At 66.4% G+C, this 23,994-nt stretch carries 22 protein-coding genes; 7 read left to right on the top strand and 15 right to left on the bottom strand.

Annotation, left to right across the window (positions count from 1 at the left end; all coding sequences use genetic code 11):
• Window positions 1-4: 4 nt before the first annotated feature.
• Complete coding sequence (fis, locus tag AC5P8C_RS06695) at window positions 5-280, top strand: DNA-binding transcriptional regulator Fis (protein WP_005419706.1); 276 nt, start codon at window positions 5-7, stop codon at window positions 278-280.
• A gap of 130 nt (window positions 281-410) precedes the next feature.
• Here the strand turns inward: fis and AC5P8C_RS06690 are convergent, their stop codons facing one another.
• Genes AC5P8C_RS06690 through AC5P8C_RS06665 form a run of 6 tightly spaced genes read right to left on the bottom strand, consistent with a single transcriptional unit; the run spans window position 411 to window position 6,211 of the window.
• The gene (locus AC5P8C_RS06690) at window positions 411-1,406 is read right to left on the bottom strand and encodes a phosphatidate cytidylyltransferase (protein ID WP_021203256.1); all 996 of its coding nucleotides are present in this window, start codon (window positions 1,404-1,406) and stop codon (window positions 411-413) included.
• Entirely contained in the window at window positions 1,403-2,032 is a 630-nt protein-coding gene (locus tag AC5P8C_RS06685; protein WP_021203255.1) for a lysophospholipid acyltransferase family protein, read from the bottom strand. The genes AC5P8C_RS06690 and AC5P8C_RS06685 overlap by 4 nt, the downstream gene beginning before the upstream one ends.
• Window positions 2,033-2,045: 13 nt before the next feature.
• Window positions 2,046-2,483, bottom strand: coding sequence for a hypothetical protein (locus AC5P8C_RS06680; RefSeq protein WP_021203254.1), 438 nt, complete (start codon window positions 2,481-2,483; stop codon window positions 2,046-2,048).
• Entirely contained in the window at window positions 2,480-3,808 is a 1,329-nt protein-coding gene (locus tag AC5P8C_RS06675; RefSeq protein ID WP_495218473.1) for a phosphatase PAP2/dual specificity phosphatase family protein, read from the bottom strand. Before AC5P8C_RS06675 ends, AC5P8C_RS06680 begins: the two co-directional genes overlap by 4 nt.
• The gene (locus tag AC5P8C_RS06670; RefSeq protein WP_495218472.1) at window positions 3,808-5,559 is read right to left on the bottom strand and encodes a bifunctional alpha/beta hydrolase/class I SAM-dependent methyltransferase; all 1,752 of its coding nucleotides are present in this window, start codon (window positions 5,557-5,559) and stop codon (window positions 3,808-3,810) included. The genes AC5P8C_RS06675 and AC5P8C_RS06670 overlap by 1 nt, the downstream gene beginning before the upstream one ends.
• A gap of 34 nt (window positions 5,560-5,593) precedes the next feature.
• Entirely contained in the window at window positions 5,594-6,211 is a 618-nt protein-coding gene (locus tag AC5P8C_RS06665; protein ID WP_207049533.1) for a CDP-alcohol phosphatidyltransferase family protein, read from the bottom strand.
• 224 nt (window positions 6,212-6,435) lie between these two features.
• Between AC5P8C_RS06665 and purH the strand changes: the two genes are divergently transcribed.
• From purH to purD, 3 genes are read left to right on the top strand one after another with little or no spacing between them, the layout of a single operon-like run.
• Complete coding sequence (gene purH / locus AC5P8C_RS06660) at window positions 6,436-8,019, top strand: bifunctional phosphoribosylaminoimidazolecarboxamide formyltransferase/IMP cyclohydrolase (RefSeq protein WP_495218471.1); 1,584 nt, start codon at window positions 6,436-6,438, stop codon at window positions 8,017-8,019.
• Window positions 8,020-8,035: 16 nt separating this feature from the next.
• Window positions 8,036-8,914, top strand: coding sequence for a hypothetical protein (locus AC5P8C_RS06655; protein ID WP_010481053.1), 879 nt, complete (start codon window positions 8,036-8,038; stop codon window positions 8,912-8,914).
• A 58-nt stretch (window positions 8,915-8,972) separates the two neighbouring features.
• Window positions 8,973-10,256, top strand: coding sequence for a phosphoribosylamine--glycine ligase (gene purD / locus AC5P8C_RS06650; RefSeq protein ID WP_019660833.1), 1,284 nt, complete (start codon window positions 8,973-8,975; stop codon window positions 10,254-10,256).
• Between the two features lie 149 nt (window positions 10,257-10,405).
• Here the strand turns inward: purD and AC5P8C_RS06645 are convergent, their stop codons facing one another.
• The 8 genes from AC5P8C_RS06645 to rhlB all read right to left on the bottom strand — a co-directional run bounded on the left by AC5P8C_RS06645 (window position 10,406) and on the right by rhlB (window position 18,436).
• Entirely contained in the window at window positions 10,406-10,888 is a 483-nt protein-coding gene (locus AC5P8C_RS06645) for a DUF2247 family protein (RefSeq protein WP_019660834.1), read from the bottom strand.
• An 8-nt stretch (window positions 10,889-10,896) separates the two neighbouring features.
• Entirely contained in the window at window positions 10,897-11,868 is a 972-nt protein-coding gene (locus AC5P8C_RS06640) for an RHS repeat domain-containing protein (protein WP_239519187.1), read from the bottom strand.
• 348 nt (window positions 11,869-12,216) lie between these two features.
• On the bottom strand, window positions 12,217-13,092 hold the full coding sequence (gene rpoH / locus AC5P8C_RS06635; protein ID WP_099559904.1) for an RNA polymerase sigma factor RpoH: 876 nt from the start codon (window positions 13,090-13,092) through the stop codon (window positions 12,217-12,219).
• A 278-nt stretch (window positions 13,093-13,370) separates the two neighbouring features.
• Entirely contained in the window at window positions 13,371-14,084 is a 714-nt protein-coding gene (gene ung / locus AC5P8C_RS06630) for a uracil-DNA glycosylase (RefSeq protein WP_495218470.1), read from the bottom strand.
• The gene (locus tag AC5P8C_RS06625) at window positions 14,081-14,923 is read right to left on the bottom strand and encodes a response regulator (RefSeq protein WP_019660837.1); all 843 of its coding nucleotides are present in this window, start codon (window positions 14,921-14,923) and stop codon (window positions 14,081-14,083) included. The genes ung and AC5P8C_RS06625 overlap by 4 nt, the downstream gene beginning before the upstream one ends.
• Window positions 14,924-14,930: 7 nt before the next feature.
• Complete coding sequence (ftsX, locus tag AC5P8C_RS06620; protein ID WP_019660838.1) at window positions 14,931-15,878, bottom strand: permease-like cell division protein FtsX; 948 nt, start codon at window positions 15,876-15,878, stop codon at window positions 14,931-14,933.
• 2 nt (window positions 15,879-15,880) lie between these two features.
• On the bottom strand, window positions 15,881-16,567 hold the full coding sequence (gene ftsE / locus AC5P8C_RS06615) for a cell division ATP-binding protein FtsE (RefSeq protein WP_005411273.1): 687 nt from the start codon (window positions 16,565-16,567) through the stop codon (window positions 15,881-15,883).
• 144 nt (window positions 16,568-16,711) lie between these two features.
• On the bottom strand, window positions 16,712-18,436 hold the full coding sequence (rhlB, locus tag AC5P8C_RS06610; RefSeq protein ID WP_019660839.1) for an ATP-dependent RNA helicase RhlB: 1,725 nt from the start codon (window positions 18,434-18,436) through the stop codon (window positions 16,712-16,714).
• Between the two features lie 509 nt (window positions 18,437-18,945).
• On the opposite strand from rhlB, the gene trxA reads away from it, so the two are divergent.
• The 3 genes from trxA to AC5P8C_RS06595 all read left to right on the top strand — a co-directional run bounded on the left by trxA (window position 18,946) and on the right by AC5P8C_RS06595 (window position 23,037).
• Window positions 18,946-19,275, top strand: a complete 330-nt coding sequence (trxA, locus tag AC5P8C_RS06605; protein ID WP_005411275.1) for a thioredoxin — start codon at window positions 18,946-18,948, stop codon at window positions 19,273-19,275.
• 228 nt (window positions 19,276-19,503) lie between these two features.
• Window positions 19,504-21,255, top strand: coding sequence for a transcription termination factor Rho (rho, locus tag AC5P8C_RS06600; RefSeq protein WP_019660840.1), 1,752 nt, complete (start codon window positions 19,504-19,506; stop codon window positions 21,253-21,255).
• Window positions 21,256-21,462: 207 nt separating this feature from the next.
• Window positions 21,463-23,037, top strand: coding sequence for a sensor domain-containing diguanylate cyclase (locus AC5P8C_RS06595; protein WP_019660841.1), 1,575 nt, complete (start codon window positions 21,463-21,465; stop codon window positions 23,035-23,037).
• 33 nt (window positions 23,038-23,070) lie between these two features.
• Here AC5P8C_RS06595 and AC5P8C_RS06590 read toward each other — a convergent pair whose 3' ends face one another.
• Window positions 23,071-23,961, bottom strand: coding sequence for an energy transducer TonB (locus tag AC5P8C_RS06590; RefSeq protein WP_111102232.1), 891 nt, complete (start codon window positions 23,959-23,961; stop codon window positions 23,071-23,073).
• Between the last annotated feature and the right edge of the window lie 33 nt (window positions 23,962-23,994).

Genomic DNA, 23,994 nt, shown 5'->3' with positions numbered 1-23,994 from the left:
CCCCTTGAACGCTGTCCTTTCTCGTCCTGACAACAGTCGTGGCGCTCCCCGGCCACCGCTGCGTGAACACGTCGCCCAGTCCGTGCGCCGCTACCTGCGTGACCTTGATGGCTGCGATGCGGACGATGTCTACGAGATCGTGCTGCGCGAGATGGAGATCCCGCTGTTCGTGGAAGTGCTCAACCACTGCGAAGGCAACCAGAGCCGCGCCGCGGCGATGCTGGGCATCCACCGTGCCACCCTGCGCAAGAAGCTGAAGGAATACGGCATCAGCGCGTAAGCGCGCGCCTGGGTGGCGCCAGCCGCTGGCGGGCAACCCAATGATGCACGATGGCACGATGTTGCAGTTGCCGGCCAGCGGCCGGCACTACCGGTAGATCCACGCCATGCGTGGATGGAAGCCGGCAGAATCAACCGCCGCCGCCCGCCTTCCAGTAATACCGCACCACGTGGAAGAACACCGGCGCGGCAAAGCACACCGAATCCAGCCGGTCGAGCATGCCACCATGGCCCTCGATCATGTGGCCCCAGTCCTTGATGCCACGGTCGCGCTTGATCGCCGACATCACCAGGCCGCCCCAGAACCCCATCAGGTTGATCAGCAGCGACAGGCCGAACGCCTGCAGCGGCGTGAACGGGGTGATCCACCACAGCGCTGCGCCCAGCGCGCTGGCACTCAGCACGCCACCGACGAAGCCCTCCACCGTCTTCGATGGCGACAGCTTCGGCGCAATCAGATGCTTGCCCAGCAGCTTGCCCCAGATGTACTGCAGCACGTCCGAGGACTGCACCACGATCACCAGGAAAGCGAACAGCAATACGTTGCGCGCCGGATCGTAGCCCGGCACGTGCAGGTTCAGCAGCAGCGGCACGTGCGAGATGCAGAACACGCAGATCATCAGGCCCCACTGCACCTTCGCGGTCCGCTCCAGGTAGTGCGTGGTGTCACCGCCGATGGTCGACAGGATCGGCAGGAACAGGAACGCATAGACCGGAATCAGCAGCGTGTACATGCCGTACCAGTCGATCCACACCAGGTAGTACTGCCACGGCAGGACGATGTAGAACGCGGCCAGCAGCGCGTAGTAGTCGCCCGAGCGGGTCGGCGCCAGCGTGATGAACTCGCGCAACGCGAACAGCGAGATGATCGCGAACAGCACGATCACCCCGGCACGTCCGAAGAACAGCGCCAGCCCGACCACGATCGCCATCACCCACCAGGCGCGGATGCGTGACACCAGGTTGGCGATGACTGCACTGGGCTGGCCGCGCTGGCGCCAGCGCAGGGTCTCGGCCACCAGCGTGGCCAGCACCAGCACCGCCCCCACACCGGCAAACAGCAGGCCGGTCTGCTGGCCGACACTCTGCGTTGCCAGATCGCCAGATACATCCAGCACGAAACTCATGCACGACCTCCATTCGGCGCCAGGTCCAGCAGCGCCTGTCGGCTGCGGGCCAGGAAGGCGGCCTTGTCCTCGTCAGCCTGCAGCCGCAGCGGCGTACCGAAGGTGGCCGTGCACAGCAGCGGCAGCGGCAGGAACCGGCCCTTGGGCATCACCCGCTTCAGGTTGTCGATCCACACCGGCACGAACTCCAGTTCCGGTCGTTGCCGTGCCAGGTGGTAGATGCCGCTCTTGAACGGCAGCAGCGGCTCATCGCCCACATTGCGCGTGCCTTCCGGAAACAGGATCAGCGAGCAGTCTTCGTCCACGGCCTCGCGCAGTACCTGCAGCGGATCCTGCTGACGATGCCCGGCCTCGCGCTCGACCAGCACACCGTTGAACACCGCGTCGATCAGGTAGCGGCGCAGGCCGTCGCGCTGCCAATATTCGGCCGCGGCCACCGGGCGCACCTGCCGTCGCAATGCCGGTGGCATCGACGACCAGATCAGCACGAAGTCACCATGGCTGGCATGGTTGCCGTAGTACACGCGACGCTCGCTGGACGGCGCACAGCCGATCCACAGCGCGCGGGCGCCGGTCACCACATGGATCGCGCCACTGCAGGCGCGGGCAATCAGTTCGGCAAGCATCGGTCCCTCCCGTTCACGTCTGCGGCCACAACACGGCCACCACCAGCAGTACGAACTGCACTGCGGTCAGCAGGTACTGGCGCAGCAGCAGGCGGCGCATGCCGGCCCAACGCGCATCCCAGCCGCGCAGTTGTGCAGCGGGCGAGGCACGGCGCAGGCCACTGTCGTGCAGCAGCTGATCGGTGCGGCGCGCGGCGGCTTCGTCGTGCAGGCCCTCATCGCGCAGCAGCTGCAGCAGGTCGGCATCCAGCCCCACACGCCACGCGTGGTAGGCCTGTGCGATGCCCGCGGCAACACTGAGCAGCAACAGCCCGGCAGCGATCATCGCCAGCCCCGTCTCGATGCCGAGCAGCAGCAACGCCACCAGCAACAGGCCCAGCGACAGGCATGCCGGCCAACGCCCCTGCCGCAGCAGCAGCTGCATGGTCGCCAGATCGGGAACGGTGCTCATGCGCGCGCTCCTGCTGCAGCGGTGATGGCATGCAGATGCGCCGCGCCCAGCACGATGCCGGGGCGTGCCACACGCACGATCGCGACCGCAGCGTCAGCATCGGCCGCACGACCGCTGCGCAGCAGCCAGGTGGCCACGCTGGCCGCACTGCGCGAATAGCCCAGCGCACAGCACACCAGCAACGGTCCGTGCGCATGGAGCCGCTCGATGGCCTCGACTGCCTCGCGCAGCTGCTCCGGCGTGGGCACTACCAGGTCCAGCATCGGCACACTGGCGTACGCCGCGCCTGGCGCGCGGCAGGACAGCTCGGCACAGGCATCCACCACGCCCGACAGTGGCGGCGGCAACGCGCCGTCGGGAATGCGCCCCAGCCACACGCCGTCCATCACCGGCACCGGCTGCGGCACACGCCGCGTCCATAGCCGCGAATTGATCCAGGCTGCACCCAGGTACGGCGCCAGCAGCCAGCGCGCGGCCACGGTCAGGCGACCATCGGCGCGTTTCTGGAACACCGCCGCACCCAGCCCGGCATAGGCCAGCGCCACCAGCAGCAGCGACACCACCGGCCACAGCAGCCAAAGCGCCGTGCCCCCCAGCACCACCACCGGCACCAGCAGCACCCCCGCGCCCAGCAGATAGAACGAGGCCAGGCGCCAGCGCTTTGGATCACGCGCCGTGCGCCAGGCCCGCAGCGGCGGCGTACCCTGCTCCGGCCACAGCCATACGCACAGCCAGCCGGCCAGCAGGCCGGTCGGGATATCGATGAAATGATGCTGGAACGTGGTCAGCACCGAGACACCGATCAGCAGTGCCCACACATGCAGCACCCAACGCCACACGCCGTGCAGGTACTGCGCGAACTTCACCCACAGCACGATCAGCAGCACGATGTGCAGCGATGGCGCCTGGTTGAACGGCTTGTCGAAGCCCAGCAGCACATCGAACAGCCAACCGAACACGCCGCCGATCTCCGGCCGCTCGAAACTGAAGCGCAGCGGCCACAGCAGGAAGCAGGTGACCGCGATCAGCTGTGCACTGAACAGCCGCAGCGCATGCCGGTCCAGTTCCAGACGTTGCCGGCACAGGAAGAAGGAGACCGCATAGAACAGGTCGATCGACCAGTACGGAACGATCGTCCACGGCACGAAGGGAATGCGCGTCTCCCAGGCGAACGCCATCACCGGCAGCGTAGCGTGGCGGCCGGCCATCCAGTTGGCGAAGCCGTAGCTGGCAAAGAAGAACGGACCCAGCAGCGCCAGCCACAGCAGCGCGCGCCGCCAGGGGCGCCCTTCCGCGGCCAGTGGGGTTGCGGCCAGCGTCGCCATCACGCGGTCCGGCGCGCCAGCGACACGGTGAAGATGCCGAAGTCATCGATGCGCTGCGCCACCTTCTCGAACCCGGCCAGGCGCACCAGCTCATCCATCTCCTGCTGGGTACGGCGGCGCATCACCCACGCGGCGCCGCCTCGATGGCTGGTCAGCGCGCGGGCGATGAATTCCAGCTGCGGGTGCCAGGGCTGGCCGGTGTAGGCCAGGTAGCCGCCCACCGGTACGGTTGCGGCGATGCCCTGCAGCGAGCGCAGCACGGCGTCGTTGTCGGGGAATAGTTCGTACAGGCCCGATACCACCGCCAGCGTAGGCGCCGGGTCCACCGCCGCCAGTTGCGCGGGATCGAACGCATCGCCCTGCTCGAAGTGGGCGATGTCGGCTACGCCGAGGCGCTCGATCAAGGCCTGGCCCTGGGTCACGTTCAGATCGCTGAAATCACGCAGCACGATGCGGTCGGCGCGCTGTTCGCCCTGGCCCAGCGCTTCCAGCACATAGCGGCCATGGCCGGCGGCCACGTCCAGCACGCGCACCGGCGTGCCCCGCCCGCGCAGTCGCTGCGCAGCATCGCGCAGCAGTTCCTGCAGGTGCTGGCCGCGCACACGGATGCCGCGCCAGCCGATTGCATCCAGATAGTTGCGGTCGACCATGCGGCCCAGCGGGCCCTTGCCACGCGCTTGGTCGCGATAGATGTAGTCCAGCGTGCTGCCGGAATCGAAACCGGTCTGCAGGCCCAGCGCGATGCCTTCGGACAACGTGCCACCGAAACGCAGGCCGCCACGCACCACGCGCCAGCGCAGGTCGGCCAGGCTGTTGCGTTCCGGTGGCCAGGCCAGGATCTCCGATTCCTCGAAGGTCGGACCATGCCGGTGTGCGTCACGACGCGACAACTCGCGCAGCGGTTCGGCGAAGCGCGCCTGGATGAAACTGCGGATGCGCGCCAGTGCCGACGCCCGATCGCGCTCGCCCAACGTGTCGTGGAAGAAGCCCGGCAGATGCACCCGCTCCTTGATCGGGCTGGACAGGCGTTCATAGAAGCGATCCTGCGGGCCACGGTGCACCACGAAGTCCGAACCGGACACCAGCAGCTGCACCGGCACGCTGATGGCCTGCGCATCGGCGACGATGCGGTCAGCCGCTTCGTACAGGCCCAGCAGCACGCGCACCGAGATCGGCCGGGTGATCAGCGGATCGGTACGGTAGCTTTCCACCCGCGCCGGATCATGGGTCAGCCACTGCGGCTTGACATAGCTGTTGACGAAGAAGTTGCCGCGCAGCTTCTGCATCAAGGCCAGGCCCGGGCGCGCGAACGGCACGTACAGCTTCACCTTGAACGCCGGCGAAGCCATCACCAGCGCACGCAGGCGCGGCGCGTAATCGTGCACCCAGGTCGCGGCGACCACCGCGCCCACGCTCTGCGCGATCACCACGATATTTTCCACCGCGATGCCGTGCTCGGCACCGATGTGGGCAATGAAGCTATCGAGGTCGCGCACCAGCGCCGGGAAGCCCGGTGCATCGCCACGCGCGCCCGGCGAACGGCCATTGCCGCGCGCATCCCAGGCGAAGAAGGCGGTGTCGGGCAGGTCCAGCTCATCGACCAGGTGGGTGACCCGGCCGGAGTGCTCGTGACCGCGGTGCAGCAGCACGATGGCCTTGGTGGCCGGGGTTGCGGTGGTGTCCGCCCAGTACCGGTAGAACAGCGGTACCTGGTCGAAGCTGTGGAATTCCCGTTCCTGCGCCTGACGCATGCAATCTCCTGATTGTCTTTTTGTATCTGCTTGATTAATTCGGCGAAACCGCCGCTTCCCGCAGTCCGCGACGGACGCGGTTGATCATCGTCAGCACGCACAACACTGCCATGGCTGCAGCCACGCCGCTGGCCGTCAGTGCACCGCCCCAGCCGAAGGCCAGCAGCAAGCCCAGCGCACCGATCACGAAGGCGCGGTCGCTCTTGCCCATCGGGCCGTCATAGCGGCGGCTGGCACCGACCATCAGCCCCAGCACGCCGGCGTACTCGCTCAGCGCCGCCGTCCAGGCCAGCAGCCACAGCGCCTCCGGGCGCACGCCGGGTACGCTGAGCAGGCTCAGGTACAGCGCCGCATCGGCGATCACATCGCACAATTCGTTCAGATAGGCGCCCAGCCGCGATTGCTGGCCGAATTCGCGCGCCAGCATGCCGTCCACCGCGTTGAGCGCCATGCGCAGCAGCATCCACAACGGCAGCAGCAGGTACAGCAGAGGCTGGGCAGGCGCGCAGCACCACACGGCTGCGGCCACCAGCAGCGAGACCACGGCAGCAGCCACGGTCACCGTATTGGCAGTGATCCCCATGCGGAACAGACCGCGTACGGCTGGACGCAACAGGTCCTGGAAACGTCCTTTCAATGCGTAGATCGACATGATCCGTACCCGCTGATCCTTGGCAGTGCGGGGCACAGCCTACCCCATCGTTGGCAGATTCCAACAACCCTGCTCCGGTCCGCAGCCCAGCCCCCGGATCGGGCCGGATCGATGTGCCCGACCCGCCTTTACGTCAACTGCCACGGCAAATCTGTCCCTGCGGCGCCCGCCACCGGCCCCCACCGCCTACAATATCGGCCCCGCTCCGCTGCCGATTCCGTCCCATGACTGCTGATCTGTTGCCCGTCCGCCGGGCCCTCCTCTCCGTTTCCGACAAGACCGGTCTGGTCGAGCTGGCCACTGCGCTGGCGGCACGCGGCGTGGAGCTGCTGTCCACCGGCGGCACCGCCAAGGCGATCCGCGATGCGGGCCTGGCCGTGAAGGACGTGGCTGACGTCACCGGTTTCCCGGAAATGATGGACGGCCGCGTCAAGACCCTGCACCCGATGGTGCACGGTGGCCTGCTGGGCCGTTCGGGCCTGGATGATGCGGTGATGGCCGAGCATGGCATCGGTGCCATCGACCTGCTGGTGCTGAACCTGTATCCGTTCGAGTCGGTCACCGCCAAGGCCGACTGCACCCTGGCCGACGCGGTCGAGAACATCGACATCGGCGGTCCGGCCATGCTGCGCTCGGCGGCCAAGAACTTCGCCCGCGTGGCGGTGGCCACCGATCCGTCGCAGTACGCCGAACTGCTGGCCTCGCTGGACGCCAACGACGGCCAGCTGTCGGCCGCCACCCGCTTGACGTTCTCGGTGGCCGCGTTCAACCGCGTCGCCCAGTACGACGCGGCGATCAGCAACTACCTGTCGGCGGTCACCGCCACCGACGCCGCCGTGCCGGCCCGTGCCGAGTACCCGGCGCAGATGAACTCCACCTTCGTCAAGGTGATGGACCTGCGCTACGGCGAGAACCCGCACCAGAGCGGCGCGTTCTACCGCGACCTGTACCCGGTGCCGGGCACCCTGGCCACGTTCCAGCAGCTGCAGGGCAAGGAACTGAGCTACAACAACCTGGCCGACGCCGATGCGGCGTGGGAATGCGTGCGCCAGTTCGATGCGCCGGCCTGCGTGATCGTCAAGCACGCCAATCCGTGCGGCGTGGCCGTCGGTGCCGGCAACGGCGATGCCTACGAGCTGGCCTACGCCACCGACCCGACCAGCGCCTTCGGCGGCATCATCGCCTTCAACACGCCGCTGGACGCTGCCACCGCCAAGGTCATCCTGGACCGCCAGTTCGTGGAAGTGCTGATCGCCCCGGATTACGAGCCGGCCGCGCTGGAATACGCGCAGAAGAAGGCCAACGTGCGCGTGCTGCGCATCCCGCATGGTGATGGCCTGAACAACTTCGACAGCAAGCGCGTCGGCTCGGGCCTGTTGCTGCAGTCCTCGGACAACCGCGGCATGACCCGCGACGAGCTGAAGGTGGTCAGCAAGCTGGCGCCGACCGACAAGCAGTTCACCGACCTGCTGTTTGCCTGGAAGGTGGCCAAGTTCGTGAAGTCCAACGCGATCGTCTATGCGAAGGACAACCGCACCATCGGTGTCGGCGCCGGCCAGATGAGCCGCGTGTACTCGGCGCGCATCGCCGGCATCAAGGCCGCCGATGCAAACCTGGTGGTCGAGGGTTCGGTGATGGCTTCCGATGCGTTCTTCCCGTTCCGCGACGGCATCGATGCCGCCGCTGCCGCCGGCATCAAGGCGGTCATCCAGCCGGGCGGTTCGATGCGCGATGCCGAAGTGATCGCCGCCGCCGACGAACACGGCCTGGCCATGGTGTTCACCGGCGTGCGCCACTTCCGCCACTGATACTGGAGCGACACGGATGTCCGCAGTCTCACTGAAATCGCTGGCCTTGCTCGCCCTCGCGGGCGCGGCCGCGCTGGCCGGCTGCAAGCCTGCGGCCGCCCCGGTGCCTGCGTCGTCGCCGCAGGCCGCCACGTCGGCCCCTGCCGAGCCGACGGCGCACGTGAGCCGCACCGCGCGACTGCAGGCCTTCCTGGTCCAGCGCTACGGCAAGAACGCCAGGCTCTCCGGTGAATGGCACGGCAGCTGGAACGACGACGGCGAAACCCGCCCGATGGACTGGCACGTCTGCGCCGAGCAACCGGTGGTGAGCGGTGACAGCTGGCAGCAGTTGCTGGCGGTCTGCGGTGCTTTGTCCGAAGGCGCGCACATCGACGCAGGCATGATCGACTTCTTCGTGCTGCATCCGAAGGGCGAGGGCTTCGACGTGACCAGTGAACTGACTGGCGAACGCTTTGGCAGCGGCGGCCAGCCCGGCACCGCCAGCATCATCCGCGCAGGCAGCGACTTCTATGGTTTCCGCGTCGAGGACGGCTGGTTCGGGCAGGGCTTCTCGCTGCTCTCGCAGTCGCTGATCCTGCCAGGCCCGAACGGCCTGGTGTCCAGTGGCAGCGTGCGCAGCCATATCGACAATGACGCCCAGTACGAGTGCGACAACCTGGGCGCCAGCAGCGACCCGGAGACTGTCGAGGACTGCCGTACCCGTCGCTTCAGCATCGATTTCGCCCTGCGTTTCGACGACAGCGATCGCAGCGCGCGCATCTGGCCGCTGCTGATCGAGGAAACCGGCACCACCTGCGGTGGCAAGCAGGTCCGGCAGGAACACCGCTTTACCCTGGACCCGAAGACCTGGGCCTATTCCTTCCCCGAATCACTGCGACGCGAAGGCTGCGAGTGAGCCACGCGCGCCGCCGGGGATATCGATCTTCCCTTCCCACGCAATCTGGAATCTCGTGATGAACGTACTTGTCATCGGCTCTGGCGGCCGCGAACACGCCCTGGCATGGAAGCTGGCCCAGTCCTCCCGTGTCACCGAAGTGATCGTGGCGCCCGGCAACGCCGGCACCGCCAGCGAAGACAAGTGCCGCAACGTGGCGGTGAAAGTGACCGACATCGACGGCCTGCTGGCGCTGGCCCAGGCCGAAGGCGTGGCGCTGACCGTGGTCGGCCCGGAAGTACCGCTGGTGGCCGGCGTGGTCGACCGCTTCCGCGCCGCCGGCCTGCGCATCTTCGGGCCGACTGCCGCCGCCGCGCAGCTGGAAGGCAGCAAGGCCTACGCCAAGGACTTCCTGGCCCGCCACAACATCCCCACCGCGTTCTATGCCGTGCACACCGAGGTGGATGCCGCCCTGGCCTACATCCGCGAGAAGGGCGCGCCGATCGTGGTCAAGGCCGATGGTCTGGCTGCCGGCAAGGGCGTGATCGTGGCGATGACCCTGGCCGAAGCCGAAGATGCCGTGCGTGACATGCTGTCGGGCAACGCGTTCGGCGATGCCGGTGCGCGCGTGGTGATCGAAGAGTTCCTCGATGGTGAGGAAGCCAGCTTCATTTCGATGGTGGACGGCGTGCATGCGCTGCCGATGGCCACCTCGCAGGACCACAAGCGCGTCGGCGACGGCGACACCGGCCCGAACACCGGTGGCATGGGCGCCTATTCGCCCGCGCCGGTAGTGACGCCGGAGGTGCATGCACGCGTGATGCGCGAGGTGGTGAACCCGACCGTGCAGGGCATGATCGCCGACGGTATCCCGTTCACCGGTTTCCTCTACGCAGGCCTGATGATCGATGCCAGCGGCGCGCCGAAGGTGATCGAGTTCAACGTACGTTTCGGCGACCCGGAAACCCAGCCGGTGATGCTGCGCCTGCAGTCGGACCTGGTGGAGCTGGTGGAAGCGGCGATCGATGGTCGCCTGGACCAGGTCGACGCGCAGTGGGATCCGCGCCCGTCACTGGGCGTGGTGCTGGCGGCCAAGCCATATCCGGAAGCGCCCATCACCGGTGACGTGATCTCCGGCCTGGATGAGGTGCCGGCAACGGCCAAGGTGTTCCATGCAGGCACGACGCTGGACGCGCAGGGCCAGGTGCTCAGCGCCGGCGGCCGCGTGCTGTGCGTGGCTGCACTGGGTGGCAGCGTGCGCGACGCTCAGGCGAACGCCTATGCAGGCGTGGCGAAGGTGAGCTGGGCCAATGAGTTCCATCGCACCGACATCGGCTGGCGCGCGATCGCACGCGAGGGGTGAGACCTGGTAGATCCACTACACAGCTTCCTGCATGGAACCAGATCACGGATTCTGGGAGTCTTCACCGTCCTCGGCATGGAAGCCGGGACGGTGCGCTTCGGGAAGAAGCGACGCACGTCAAGCGAAGGAAATTACGCTGAGTGAATCTGCTACTTCGCCGAGTCAAGATAACGCTTCCAGTTCTCGAAGAGCCGCGCAACATTCTGCTCATGTGAGTGCGCAGCCGGATCATACCCATCAGAAGCTGGCATGTACCTGACAAAGCTCTCCAGAGACTCCGGGTAATCAAAATCAGCGTAGATCCTCTCAACCTCTCCGAGCGGATCAGCAATCTCATCGCGCTTAGCGTAAGCGTCCGCGAGAAATGCAACCAGCCATCTTCTGAAAATCTCATCCTCGTTTGAGTTCTTGTCGAATGCCGCCAACTGCGCAGCTACGCTATTACGCTCATCGGGAAAAGCCCCTTCAAGTCTTTCAATCAAGGAGTTCAGATTGAACTTCTCTTCCAGTCCCTTCTGCTCCGACGCGCAGTGCTTCGCAACCTCAAAGTCAATCAGATGGCGCCCCAGTGCCCACGCCACCTCGGTCTGACTCCAGGGCCCATAGGGTTGAATACAGTCATACGTTCTCATGTAGACACTCACTTCTTGTTTGGTATTCCGTTCATGCTGCCACCTTCCACAAATCTTTGATGGGTCAAGTCGCCAGCCTTGTCGACTATGTATTCAAACCGACCAGCCTTTCCATTGAGTTCACCGGGTAGCTGAGTCAGAGTGCGAACCACGCCGTCGCCTCCTGTCAATGGAGTATGAACACCTGCTTCTGCAGCGGTCTCTCGCATAAAGGTCGCTGAATTGTGCCCAGCGTCCGCTTTGAGTGCACTTCCAACAGGCCGGGAATTCAAAAGTGCCCGACCTTCTGCACTCAGAGCTTTGGATGCCGCAACACCTGCTCCACCGGCACCTGTAACTCCTGCGATATCAGCAGCGATACTGGTAGCTGCCGATACGACACTTGGATTGGCCATCGCAACCATGCCAGCTTCGATCAGCACTGGGGCAGCCATTGCCGCTGTAACGGCGATCGCGGCCGGTCTCATCGGCTCGTATACGGCGCCATTTCCGGCAGCAATATCTCTCCGATGCTGCTCAACGAATCGCTCTGCGGCCTGCCTTCCATCCGCATCGACGAACCTGTACGGATTCCCGTTCGCGTACCGATACCGATTGAACTGCTCAACTGGCATTTGGTGAGCGGTGACTGGGTCTACCGACAGAAACACGCCCAATTGTGGATCCATGTAGCGCTGTTGCATGTAGCTCAGCCCTGTAGCCGAGTCGCTCACATGTCCGGCGTACCCAGGTCCATCCGTGACCTGACCGCCTACCACGGCCCCGTAGGGCTCGTAGTCATATCGCTTGATGACGTTGCCGTTGGCATCGCTTTCCGCCACAACCGAGCCGAGGGCATCAGTGTGAATGTATGTGATCGTTGTCTGGGCGATTGCGGATGGTGACAGGCCAAGGCCCATTAGCAGCACGCAGCACAGCCAGACGCCTATGGCACCCAGCTTGCGAGTTCGATCTTCAAATCCCCCGAGGCGGGTCGACACACCGCCTGCAGTTCCCCCGAACCTGCGCATCATTCCAATCCATGAAAGAGCCTTGAAGCAAGGCTTGGCATTCATAGCACAGGAAGGCAGTCATCGGAGTCCAACTCCAGGACTGAGGCCAGAGGGACCATTCTGAATTGGACCAGGCCCTTGGCTATAAACCTCTCGAGGGATTGAACGGCTACCGGAAGCGCATGACTGCCCGCCATGGGCTGGTACTACTGAAGCAGCCGATCAGCGGCCCGCATTACCAACAGCCATGCCGGTCAAACGAAAAGCCCCGACCAACGCCGGGGCTTTTCATCAGAACGGGGGCCGGAAACAGGAACCGAACCAAAGATCTATGCCTTACGCGGTGAACAGCGCCTTCATCTTCTTCAGGGCATTCGCCTCGACCTGGCGGATGCGTTCGGCCGACACGCCGTACTCGTCTGCCAGTTCCTGCAGCGTCACCTTGCTGTCGGCATCCAGCCAACGGCGGCGGATGATGTCACGCGAACGCGCATCCAATTCGGCCAGGCCTTCGCGCAGCAGCTGCATCTGGTTGTCTTCGTTGTCCTCGCGCTCGTAGGCCATCGACGGGTCTTCATCATCGGCAACCAGGAACGCAGCCGGCGACGGCGGTGCGTGTTCGTTGTCCTCGTCGGACGGCGCATCGAAACCGATATCGCGGCCGGACAGGCGCGACTCCATTTCCATGACCTCGCGCTCGGACACGTTCAGATCCTTGGCCACCGCGCTGACTTCCGCCGCGTTCATCCAGCCCAGGCGCGTCTTCGACTTGCGCAGGTTGAAGAACAGCTTGCGCTGCGCCTTGGTGGTGGCGACCTTCACGATGCGCCAGTTCTTCAGGATGAACTCGTGCATTTCGGCACGGATCCAGTGCACGGCGAAGGAGACCAGGCGCACGCCCATGTCCGGGTCGAAGCGCTTGACCGCCTTCATCAGGCCGATGTTGCCTTCCTGGATCAGGTCGCCCAGGGCGAGGCCGTAGCCGTTGTAGCCGCGGGCCACGTGCACCACGAAGCGCAGGTGCGAATGCACCAGCTCGCGGGCGGCGTCCAGATCGTTGCCGTCGCGGAAGCGACGGGCCAGGTCCTGTTCGTCATCGACCGACAGCACCGGAATCTGGTGCACGGCACCGATGTAGGCGTCCAGCGAACCGAGCGCACTGGGAATCGGGAGATTGTTTGCCACAAGGGCAGTAGAGGTGTTCTGGCTCATAGGCACCCATCTTAGCAGTCCGGGATTTGGACTGCTAAAGGAGGAAAAAGTTCCAGCATCCTATTGATGCAACACTGGTCCCAAACAGAGCCCTACCGTAGCGCGATTTGATGACAGTGGCGAGCACGCTTTTCGGGATTCACAATCCCTTGGAATTCAAGCAATTACCCACCGGAAACCGGCCGAATCGGGTCAAGCGGAGCTGAACAGGCCATCACGAAGGCCCATTCAGGGCCGGAAACGTTGCCCGACGTTCAGCCAGGGCCGGGCGCCCGTGCTCAGAGCGCCGAATGTGGTGGAAGCGACCAGTCGATCGGGGCCTGCCCGCGGCGCTGCAGGTACTCGTTGGCCATAGAGAAATGCCGGCAGCCGAGGAAGCCTCGGTGGGCCGACAGCGGCGACGGGTGCGGCGACTTCAGCACGCGATGGCGTCGGGTGTCGATCACCTTGCCCTTCTGCTGCGCATAGGCGCCCCAGAGCATGAACACCAGGCCTTCGCGTTCGCGGTTGAGCACGTCCACCACGTGATCGGTGAAGCCTTCCCAGCCACGGCCCTGGTGCGCACCGGCCTTGCCCTCTTCCACCGTCAGCACCGCGTTGAGCAGCAGCACGCCACGCTGCGCCCACGGAATCAGGCAGCCGTGGTCCGGGCGCGGGATACCGAGATCGCTCTCGATCTCCTTGTAGATGTTCAGCAGCGACGGCGGCACCGGCACGCCGGGCGGTACCGAGAAACTCAGGCCGTGGGCCTGGCCGCGCCCGTGGTACGGGTCCTGGCCGAGGATCACCACCTTCACCTGCTCGAACGGCGTGGCGTCAAACGCTGCGAAGATCTGCGGCCCGGGCGGGAACACCGCCGCACCGCTGGCCTTGCGCTGGCGCAGGAAGGCCGACAGCTCGCGCATCTGCGGCTGCAACAGGTACTCACCGACGTGCTGCTTCCAGCTCGGTTCCAGCTGGATCGTCGGGGTGTCGGTTACTTCATCGGTCATCGCAACAAAGGTCCATCATTCAATCGAGCCAGGCGCAGCTGGAACAGCACCTTGGTGACCAGCAGCCGCTCTTCGATCGGCTTGAGCACCAGGTCGTTGGCACCGGACTGCAGCAGCCCGGTCTGGTTGTGGGGGTTGCCGTCGCCGGTCATCACCAGCACGGGCAGGCGGCGCTTGCCGTAGCCGAAGTCCACGCGCACGCGCTGCACCACGTCGCGGCCGCTCAGCTCGCCCTTCAGGGTGACGTCGGTCAGCACCAGGTCGATGCGGTGGCGGCTGCGGCCCAGCGACTCGGCGGTGAGCAGGGTGAAGGCCTCTTCGGCGCTGACCACGTGCAGCACGTTCAACTGCTGCCGCTCGAGCATGCGCTTGGTGGCCTCGGCCACTACGCGGCTGTCCTCGATATAGAGGATGGTGGCGCCGGGGATGGTCTGCGGCTGCACATAGCCACGGATGAAGGTCGCCAGCGCTTCATGGCCCAGGGATTTGTCGAAATAGTCGGTGACGTACTCGGTGAAGCGGCGCTGCTCCAGGTGCTGCTGGGCGTCGCCGGAAACCACGATCACCGGCACATAGGCCTGTCCGGCCGCTTCGCGGACCATGCGCGCCAGCGCCAGGCCGTCGCCATCACGCAAGGTCAGCGAGGTCGTCACCAGGTCCACCGGGCCCTGCGCCAGCGCCTGCTGCGCGTCTTCGATGCTGTCGCAGCCAATCACCTCCACGCCCGGCAGGTCGCGCTGCAGGACGTCGGCGATCAGCTTGCGGACCAGCTTCGAGCCATCGACCACCATCACCCGCGTCGCGGGCCCTTCAAGGTGCTTCAGCGCTTGCGGTTGCATGCCGGTCTCAGGTATCGGTCGGGCGGGTCTGGCGGAGGAAGTGGCCGGTCACCAGCCAGGCACCCAGCCAGCCCAGCAGCAGCGTGCCGAGCAGGACCAGGCCACCATGCAGCAGGTCCAGGCCATGCAGCACGAACGGGCTGCCATAGCTGCGCGAGAGTTCGGCCAGCGGCACGCGCAGCGCGGCACCGGCGGCGCCGATCAGGGCCAGTGCAACCGCGCCTGCGCCCAGGCCATACCACGCACCCAGATACAGGAAGGGGCGGCGGATGAAGCCATCGCTGGCGCCAAGCAGCTGCAGCACGCCGATCTCTTCGCGGCGCGCCTGGATGTCCAGGCGCACCGTGTTGCCGACCACCAGCGCGGCACCCGCGCCGAGCAGCACCGACAGCACCTGCACCAGCCGCGCGCCGAACGCCAGCCAGGCATCCAGGCGCTGGCGCCACAGCGCATCGTGCTGCACCAGGTCGGCCTCGGGCAGGCTTTCCAGCGCGCGCGCCAGGCGTGCGTCGTCCTTGCCCTGGCCGGGGGTGATCACCAGCAGCGAGGGCAGCGGATTGTCGTTGAGCGCATCGATCGCCTCACCGAGGCCGGCATCGCGCAGTTCCTGCAGGCCCTGCTCGGGCGTGCGCACGTTCACTTCGGCCACGTCGTCGCGGTCGCGCAGCTGGCCGGCCAGGCGCAGCGCGCCGGGGCCATCGACGTTGCCCTTGAGGAACACGTTGATGTCGCGCGATTGCTGCACGCTGCCGGCGAACTGCTTGAGGTTGTCCAGCGCGATCGACAGGCCCAGTGGCAGTGCCAGCGCCAGCGCCATGACCATCACCGTCAGCAGGGTCGCCCACGGCTTGCGGCAGGCGCGGCCGAGGCTGAACACCACGCTGTGCACGTGGTGCTGGAACCAGACGCCCACGCGCGAGGGGGCGGCGGCTTCGCTGTTTTCGTTCTTCGCCATGGTTACTCCGCCAGGTCCTGCGGCGAGATGTCATCCACCAGCCGGCCGTGGTCAAGGATCAGCACGCGCTTGCGCATGCGGCGCAGCAGCGGCAGGTCGTGACTGACCACCAGCACGCTGGTGCCGCGCGCGGGCAGCTCGGCGAACAGAGCCATGATCTCCGCTGCCAGGGTGGGGTCGAGATTGCCGGTCGGCTCATCGGCCACCAGCAGCTTGGGCTCGCCGACGATCGCGCGGGCGATGCCGACGCGCTGCTGCTCGCCGGCCGACAGCTGCGAGGGCAGCGCCTTCTCGCGATGGCCCAGGCCCATCCGCTCCAGCACCGAGCGCACGCGCTTGCTGATGTCGCCACGGCGGGTGCCGCGCAGGATCAGCGGCAGCGCCACGTTCTCGGCGATCGAGCGGTCCATCAGCAGCCGGTGGTCCTGGTAGACCGCCCCCACCGCGCGTCGGTGGCGCGGCACGTCGCCGCCGCGCACCTTCAGCAGGTTGCGCTCGTCGAACACCACCGCGCCGCGGCTGGGCCGCTCGTCGAGGTGGATCAACTTGAGCAGCGTACTTTTACCCGCACCGGAATGGCCGGTGACGAACAGCATCTCGCCCGGCGCAACCTCGAAGCTGACATCGGTCAGCGCCTCGTGGCCACCGGCGTACTGTTTGCTGACATTGTCGAAGCGCAGGACACTCATGCCCCGATTATGCAGGACCGGCGCGACGTCGTGGAGACGGTGGGTGCCACCGGCCCCGCCTGGTGGGTGCCGACCGTTGGTCGGCACACCTTTCAAAGCCACCCGACCAACGGTCGGGTGCTACCCGCTGATCGGCAGCGCCGATCAGCTGCCCGACAGCATCCGGCGGATCTTGCGGCCGATGCGGGTCAGGAACGAGTCACCGGTATCGGCGGCGGTACGCACCGGCTTGGCCACCACCTGCACCGGGGTCACCGGGCTGGCGCCGTTGCCGGCGTTGGCCTGTACACCCTCGGTACCTTCGACCGGACGGCCGTGGCGACGACGACGGCGCTTGCGCGGCTTGTGCTCACCGTCCACCGTGGCTGCCGGTGCGCCTTCGGCACGCGGCGGGCGCGGCGGACGCGGGGCCTGGGCGGCGGCGCCTTCGGCACCGGCAACCGCGGCGGCAGCGCCCTGCTCGCCTTCCACGCGCGGCTTGCGCGGGCCACGCGCACGGCGTTCGCCGCTGCGTTCACCGTCGCGACTACCGCGGCCACCACCACTGCCTGAGCGGCCGCCGCTGCGGCCACCGCCCCGACGCTCTTCCTCGGCGGCGCGGGCTTCGCGCGCTTCGCGGAAGATCTGGCCGACGCTTTCGTTGTCCTCGCCTTCCTCGCCTGCCGCCGGAGCCGGGCGTTCCGGGCGCGGCAGCGGGGTCAGCAGTTCCTTGGTGACCGGCTCGGACGGAATCTTCTGCTCGATATAGGCCTCGATGTCCGGCAGGCCCATGGCGTAGCGCTCGCAGGCGAAGCTGATCGCGTCGCCCTCCTCACCCAGGCGCGCGGTGCGGCCGATGCGATGCACGTAGTCTTCGGCGTCGAACGGCAGGTCGTAGTTGTAGACGTACTTGATGCCGTCGATGTGCAGGCCGCGCGCAGCCACGTCGGTGGCCACCAGGATTTCCAGCTGGCCCTTCTGGAAGCGGTTGAGCAGGCTCTCGCGCTTCTTCTGCGGCACATCACCGGACAGCACGCCGACACGGTAGCCGGCCTTTTCCAGCGAACGCGCCACGCGCTCGACGAACACCTTGGTGTTGACGAAGACCATGGTGCGCGCGCCTTCGCTGCGCGACAGCAGGCCCAGCAGCAGCGGAATCTTTTCGTCGTCGGCCGGGAAGTAGATGCGCTGGCGCACGCGCGCGGCGGTGATGGTCTCGGCTTCGACCACCAGCTTCTGCGGTTCGTTCATGTGCTCGTAGGCCAGCTCCAGCACGCGATGGCTGAGGGTGGCACTGAACAGCAGGGTCTGGCGGGTGGTGCGCTCGGGCATGCGGCGGAGCAGGAAGCGGATGTCCTTGATGAAGCCCAGGTCGAACATGCGGTCGGCTTCGTCCAGCACGCAGATCTCGCAGGCGTGCAGCGACACCACCTTGTGCTGCTTCACATAGTCGATCAACCGGCCCGGGGTGGCGATGATCACGTCCACGCCCTGCTGCAGCAGTTCGCGCTGCTTGTCGTAATCCACGCCGCCGTAGACCAGGGCGAAGCGCAGGCCCAGGTCGGAACCGAACTTCACCGCATCCTTGTGGATCTGGATGGCCAGTTCGCGGGTCGGGGCGAGGATCAGCGCGCGCGGATCTTCCGGCTTGCGGTCGGCCAGGGCCGGACGCGTCAGCAGGCGGTTCACGACAGCGACCAGGAAGGCCAGGGTCTTGCCGGTGCCGGTCTGGGCCTGGCCGGCAACGTCACCACCGGGCAGCGCGACCGGCAGGGTCAGCGCCTGGATCGGGGTGCAACGGGTGAATCCGGCTCCTTCAAGGCCGGCCTGCAGGGCCGGATGCAGCTCGAAGGAGGAGAAGGTCAAATCGGTCAGCGGTTTGTCGCTCATGAGTCCGTCTTGGTATGGCCGCCGGCCCGTGGGGCGGCTGGCACTTCAGCGTCTGGGGGCACCGTCGCAAACTGCGGCCCCTGCGGCGGGTTGGCAGGCTGGGACCACCTGGTCCGCGCGCCGCACAATGCCCCAGTTTACCGCACTCGGGCAGGCAAACCGGAATGCGGCGTCTCATGGCATCCAGAGACGCTACCTTCACCCAGCCACACCGGACTTGAACGGCCTGCCCGGGTTCGCTGGTGTCGCCCACTGCCAGCCCCATGTACAGGAAGACAGTGAAATCCGACACATACCGGCCATCGAAGCGATCACGATACGCTGGGTTCCAACCGGCGCCTGTCCCTGCCCTGCGATAGGGGTACACTGCCGGCCGTGAGCGTCCAGGCATCCCGCCGAACGCACCGCGGCAGTGCGCCGCGAGGCAACGACGAGGGTCGCGCCACCGGGCATGGCCCAGTTCACCCACCTCCGGCATGGCCGGGTGCAATCCAAGACGAGAAACCAAGATGAGCGACAAGGTTGTACATGTCGGCGATGCCGACTTTGATAGCGCAGTGCTGAATTCCAAGGAACCGGTGCTGGTCGATTTCTGGGCCGAGTGGTGTGGCCCGTGCAAGATGATCGCCCCGGCGCTGGACGAACTGGCCGATGCCTACCAGGGCCGCGCCAAGATCGCCAAGGTCAACGTTGACCACAACCGTGCGCTGGCCGCCAAATACCACGTGCGTTCGATTCCGTACCTGGTCGTGTTCAAGGACGGCGAGAAGGTCGGCGAGCAGATCGGTGCGGTGGGCAAGGCCCAGCTGGCCGGCCTGCTGGACAAGGCCCTGGCCTGATCCTGCGGTTCTCCGGCAGCCGCCGAACGCGGCTGCCGGCGGCGCCCCTGCGCCCATGATGAATGCTGTTCCCGGCGACCCTTGCATGGCGCCGCAGGCCGATGATAGTGTCGGCATATCCGGCCGCGTTCGCGTGCCGCACCCTCTGGACGCAGTTTCTTCCAGACCCATTCCCAACGTTCGCCGCCCCAGCCGGGCGCTCGCACCTTCAAGCGAGGAATAACGCTCTTGTCCGATAACACTTCCGAAACCGGCAGCGCCGATGCGCCCGCCGAAAAGCGTGTGCGCAAGCCCCGCGTGAGCAAGGCCGCCGCCCCGGCAGCCGCCGAAACCAGCGCCGCTCCGGCGCAGCCGACGCTGCCGTTGGCCTCCGCGCCCGAAGCTCCCGCGCCGGCGCCTGCCGCAGCACCTGCACCGAGCGCGCCCGCCGCCGAGGCCCCTGCCAGCAGTGGCGGTGGCGAAGGCAGCGAAGGCCGCGAATCCGGCCAGCCGCGCCAGCAGCACAACCATCAGGGGGGCGGCCAGAACCAGGGCCAGAACCCATACAACCAGAATGGCCAGCAGGGCCAGGGGCAGGGCAACCGCCGCGACCGCTTCCGCAACCGCCGCGACCGTGACCGCAACAACCGCTTCCGCGACGAGGGCATGCCCAACGACGGCGGCGAGCAGCAGCCGTTCGTGCCGCGCCCGCACGCCAACGTGCCCGAGGGCTTCCCGGTCTATTCACTGAGCGACCTCAAGCGCATGCCGGCACAGAAGCTGCTGGAAATCGCCGAGCAGCTGCAGATCTCCGAAGGCGTGGCCCGCGCCCGCAAGCAGGATGTGATCTTCGCCCTGCTGAAGGTGCTGACCCGCCACGGCGATGGCGTTGCCGCCGACGGTGTGCTGGAAATCCTGCCGGATGGCTTTGGCTTCCTGCGCGCGGCTGAAGCCAGCTACCTGGCCGGCCCGGACGACACCTACATCTCGCCCAGCCAGATCCGCCGCTTCAACCTGCGCACCGGCGACCACATCTCCGGCCGCATCCGCTTCCCGAAGGACGGCGAGCGCTACTTCGCGCTGAACATCGTCGACACCATCAACGGTGAGCCGATCGAAGCGTCGAAGAACAAGGTGCTGTTCGAGAACCTGACCGCCCTGTTCCCGCGCCGCCGCTTCACCCTGGAGCGGGGCAACGGTTCGTCGGAAGACATCACCGGCCGCATCCTCGACCTGATGGCCCCGCAGGGCAAGGGCCAGCGCTCGCTCATCGTGTCGCAGCCGAAGGCCGGCAAGACCATGATGATGCAGCAGGTCGCTACTGCCATCACCACCAACCACCCGGACGTGCACCTGATCGTGCTGCTGATCGACGAGCGCCCGGAAGAAGTGACCGAAATGCAGCGCACCGTGCGCGGCGAGGTCATCAGCTCGACCTTCGACGAGCCGGCCGCGCGCCACGTGCAGGTGGCCGAAATGGTCATCGAGCGCGCCAAGCGCCTGGTCGAGCACAAGAAGGACGTAGTGATCCTGCTCGACTCGATCACCCGCCTGGCCCGTGCCTACAACAACGTGGTGCCGAGCTCGGGCAAGGTGCTGACCGGTGGCGTGGACGCCAACGCCCTGCACCGCCCGAAGCGCTTCTTCGGTGCCGCGCGCAACGTGGAAGAAGGCGGCAGCCTGACCATCATCGCCACCGCGCTGGTCGACACCGGCTCGAAGATGGACGAGGTGATCTACGAAGAGTTCAAGGGCACCGGCAACAGCGAAGTGCACCTGAGCCGTCGTATTGCTGAAAAGCGCGTGTTCCCGGCCATCGACATCAACCGTTCCGGCACCCGCCGCGAAGACCTGCTGATCGAGCCGGAACTGCTGCAGAAGATCTGGATCCTGCGCAAGCTGCTGCATCCGATGGACGAAATGGCCGCGATGGAATTCCTGCTGGACAAGATGAAGAACACCAAGTCCAACGACGAGTTCTTCGGTTCGATGAAGCGCTGATCCGGCGTTGCATCGGAAGAAGCCTGCCGCTCGCTGCGGCAGGTTTTTTTTTGCCTGCAGGGCGACCTGTTTCACTTTGCCGCCTCCGACTTTTGGCGATAATTCGCCCTATACCCTGCCCGGCCCCAAGGGCGTGGCCACCGATTCCCGCTGTCGCCCCTTCCGGAGAACCGGTCGGGTCCAGCCTCCTGCCGGATCCGTCGACGCATGCGAACGCTGTCTCCCCGCCTCAACCTGGGCAAGCTGATCCTCGCCCTGGCCCTGCTCAGCGCCATCATCGCCCTGGCCAATACCCTGCTGGCCAGCTACCGGGTGCAGCGCGACCAGCTGGTCGGCAATACCCTGGAAGCCAACCGCGTCTATGCCACCAAGCTGGCCGAGACCACCCAGAACTTCCTGCTGGCCGCGCAGCAGGAGTTGGCGTATGCGGCCACCCGCCTGGGCCAGAGCAATCTCGATCCGGCACAGGCGCAGGACGAAGCCAGCCGCCTGCAGTTGCAGACCAACAGCTTCAATTCCTCGCTGGTGGTCGATGCCGATGGCCTGGTGATCGCCACCTCGCCACAGACCCTGCAGTTGCAGGGCGAGATCCTGCACAGCGTCGGCAACAACGCGGCACTGGCCGCGCGCCAGCCGATGATCAGTGACCCGTACCAGTCGGCCACCGGCAAGCTGCTGGTCTCGCTGTCGCACCCGATCTTCGACCGCCAGGGCCGCTATCGCGGCTACGTCAGCGGCACCCTCTACCTGCGCCAGCGCAGTGCGCTGCACACGCTGCTGGGCAAGCACTACTACCGCGACGGCTCGTACCTGTACGTGGTGGACCGCAATGGCCGCCTGCTGTACCACGCCGATGGCAAGCGGGTCGGCGACTACGTGGTCGGCAACCCGGCGGTGAAGGCAGTCGTGCGCGGTGAACGCGGTGCGCAGCAGGTCCGCAACAACCTGGGCGTGTCGATGCTGGCCGGCTATGCGCCGGTACCGGCCACCGGCTGGGGCATCGTCGCCCAGCGGCCGACCGAGGCCACGCTGCAGCCATTGTCGCGGTTGATGACCGCGGTGATCTGGAACGCGATCCCGCTCGGCCTGCTGTCACTGCTGGTCACCTGGTGGTTCGCCCGCCGCATCTCGCTGCCACTGTGGCAGCTCGCACGCAACGTGCAGGGCGGCGAAGACACCGGCAATGCGATCAGCCACGTCAGCGGCATCCGCGCGTGGTACTTCGAGGTCGCCCAACTCAAGCAGGCAGTGCTGCACAGCTTCAATGCCCTGCAGGACCGTATCGGTACGCTCAACCGTGCCAGCCGTACCGACCCGCTGACCGGCCTGCTCAACCGCCGCGGCCTGCAGCAGGCGCTGGACGCGCTGCAGGTGCAGGGCATCCCGTTCGCGATCCTGGCGCTGGACATCGACCGCTTCAAGTCGATCAACGACAGCCATGGCCACGACGTCGGCGACGCCGCCATCGTCCACATCGCCGACCAGATGCGCCGCTATTCGCGCGACAGCGACATCCTCTGCCGCGCCGGCGGCGAGGAATTCCTGCTGCTGCTGCCGGGCATCAGTACCGACTCGGCCCGCCAGGCCGGTGAACGCCTGCGCCAGCACATCGCCGATCACCCATTCGAACCGGTCGGCACCATCACAGTGTCCTTGGGCGTGGCTCACTTCCCCAGCTTCCATGTCGACGCCGAGCAGGCATTGCGGCTGGCCGACAAGGCGCTGTACATGGCCAAGGAACAAGGCCGCAACCGGGTGGTGATTTACCCTTACGCCGACTGACGCGGAGCCGGACTGGCCAGCTCCCCAAGGTCCTCAGCTCTGTTGCAGCGGGGTCAGCAGGCGCAGGCCGCGCTTGGCGCCGTCCACCATGTAGACGCCGCCTTCCGGCAGCAGATCGCTGCCGGCCTGCTCGACCGGGTCGGCCTCGTGCCACGGCACGCTCTGCCGCGGCCCCGGAATGAAAGCGCGCCAGCGGCCATAGCGTTCCGCCTCTGCATTGGGATCATGGTTCAGGGCGAAGTTCACCGGGATGCGAACCGTCCAGCTGTCCCGGGTGCTGTCCTCGCCGGTGGTCGGTGGCTTGAAGGTCCAGGTGCGGGCGGTGCTGACGCTGGCTCTGGCCAGGATGTCGCGCATCTTGGCCAGGGTCCGCTCGGACGCGACCACAGCCATGTTCACCTGCTCGGCGGCCACATCGGCCACTGTTCCGTCACGCGCCACCTTGACCAGCAGCAGCACCTCACCCTGGCCACCGTTACGGTAGGCCGCCTCCGGGTAGCGCGGCGGTGTCATGTGCAGCGGGGTCACCGAACCAGTGGCCTCAGGATCGTACTCGCTGAAGTCGACACTGGTCATGCTGATTTCATAACCGCCGTCGGCCGCAGCCTTGCCACGCAGGCGAACGCGCAAAGGGGCCCGCGTGGCCACCGCCTGGCCATCGCGCAGCGTGGGCTCGAAGCGCCAGCCACCGATGGTGCCTTCGACGAAGGAGGCGATGCCCGGGGCGACCATGGCTTTCTGGTCCAGCACCAGCGAACTGACCGCGCCCTCCGGCGTGACCTCGATATGACCGGACAGCACCATGCTCATTTCCGCAGTCGCACGTACAGCGCGTGCGGTCTGCGCAGTGGCGTCACCTGCAAGCAGGGGGGCGCCGGCACCGACGGCCAGCGCGAGGGCGAGAAACAGTGGAGAACGCATCATTGCCGGATCCTTGGTGATGATCGGCGAGAGTAC

It is taken from the genome of Stenotrophomonas sp. YJH_SMC_46, assembly GCF_059370315.1.
Note: the sequence above shows the minus strand (reverse complement) of the source record. Positions and strands in the feature narration are given on the sequence as shown.

Coding starts and splice junctions, on each gene's coding strand:
- AC5P8C_RS06690 (WP_021203256.1), bottom strand. CDS start 1,406: ATGAGTTTCGTGCTGGATGTATCTGGCGATCTGGCAACGCAGAGTGTC.
- AC5P8C_RS06685 (WP_021203255.1), bottom strand. CDS start 2,032: ATGCTTGCCGAACTGATTGCCCGCGCCTGCAGTGGCGCGATCCATGTG.
- AC5P8C_RS06680 (WP_021203254.1), bottom strand. CDS start 2,483: ATGAGCACCGTTCCCGATCTGGCGACCATGCAGCTGCTGCTGCGGCAG.
- AC5P8C_RS06675 (WP_495218473.1), bottom strand. CDS start 3,808: ATGGCGACGCTGGCCGCAACCCCACTGGCCGCGGAAGGGCGCCCCTGG.
- AC5P8C_RS06670 (WP_495218472.1), bottom strand. CDS start 5,559: ATGCGTCAGGCGCAGGAACGGGAATTCCACAGCTTCGACCAGGTACCG.
- AC5P8C_RS06665 (WP_207049533.1), bottom strand. CDS start 6,211: ATGTCGATCTACGCATTGAAAGGACGTTTCCAGGACCTGTTGCGTCCA.
- purH (WP_495218471.1), top strand. CDS start 6,436: ATGACTGCTGATCTGTTGCCCGTCCGCCGGGCCCTCCTCTCCGTTTCC.
- AC5P8C_RS06655 (WP_010481053.1), top strand. CDS start 8,036: ATGTCCGCAGTCTCACTGAAATCGCTGGCCTTGCTCGCCCTCGCGGGC.
- purD (WP_019660833.1), top strand. CDS start 8,973: ATGAACGTACTTGTCATCGGCTCTGGCGGCCGCGAACACGCCCTGGCA.
- AC5P8C_RS06645 (WP_019660834.1), bottom strand. CDS start 10,888: ATGAGAACGTATGACTGTATTCAACCCTATGGGCCCTGGAGTCAGACC.
- rpoH (WP_099559904.1), bottom strand. CDS start 13,092: ATGAGCCAGAACACCTCTACTGCCCTTGTGGCAAACAATCTCCCGATT.
- ung (WP_495218470.1), bottom strand. CDS start 14,084: ATGACCGATGAAGTAACCGACACCCCGACGATCCAGCTGGAACCGAGC.
- AC5P8C_RS06625 (WP_019660837.1), bottom strand. CDS start 14,923: ATGCAACCGCAAGCGCTGAAGCACCTTGAAGGGCCCGCGACGCGGGTG.
- ftsX (WP_019660838.1), bottom strand. CDS start 15,878: ATGGCGAAGAACGAAAACAGCGAAGCCGCCGCCCCCTCGCGCGTGGGC.
- ftsE (WP_005411273.1), bottom strand. CDS start 16,567: ATGAGTGTCCTGCGCTTCGACAATGTCAGCAAACAGTACGCCGGTGGC.
- rhlB (WP_019660839.1), bottom strand. CDS start 18,436: ATGAGCGACAAACCGCTGACCGATTTGACCTTCTCCTCCTTCGAGCTG.
- trxA (WP_005411275.1), top strand. CDS start 18,946: ATGAGCGACAAGGTTGTACATGTCGGCGATGCCGACTTTGATAGCGCA.
- AC5P8C_RS06595 (WP_019660841.1), top strand. CDS start 21,463: ATGCGAACGCTGTCTCCCCGCCTCAACCTGGGCAAGCTGATCCTCGCC.
- AC5P8C_RS06590 (WP_111102232.1), bottom strand. CDS start 23,961: ATGATGCGTTCTCCACTGTTTCTCGCCCTCGCGCTGGCCGTCGGTGCC.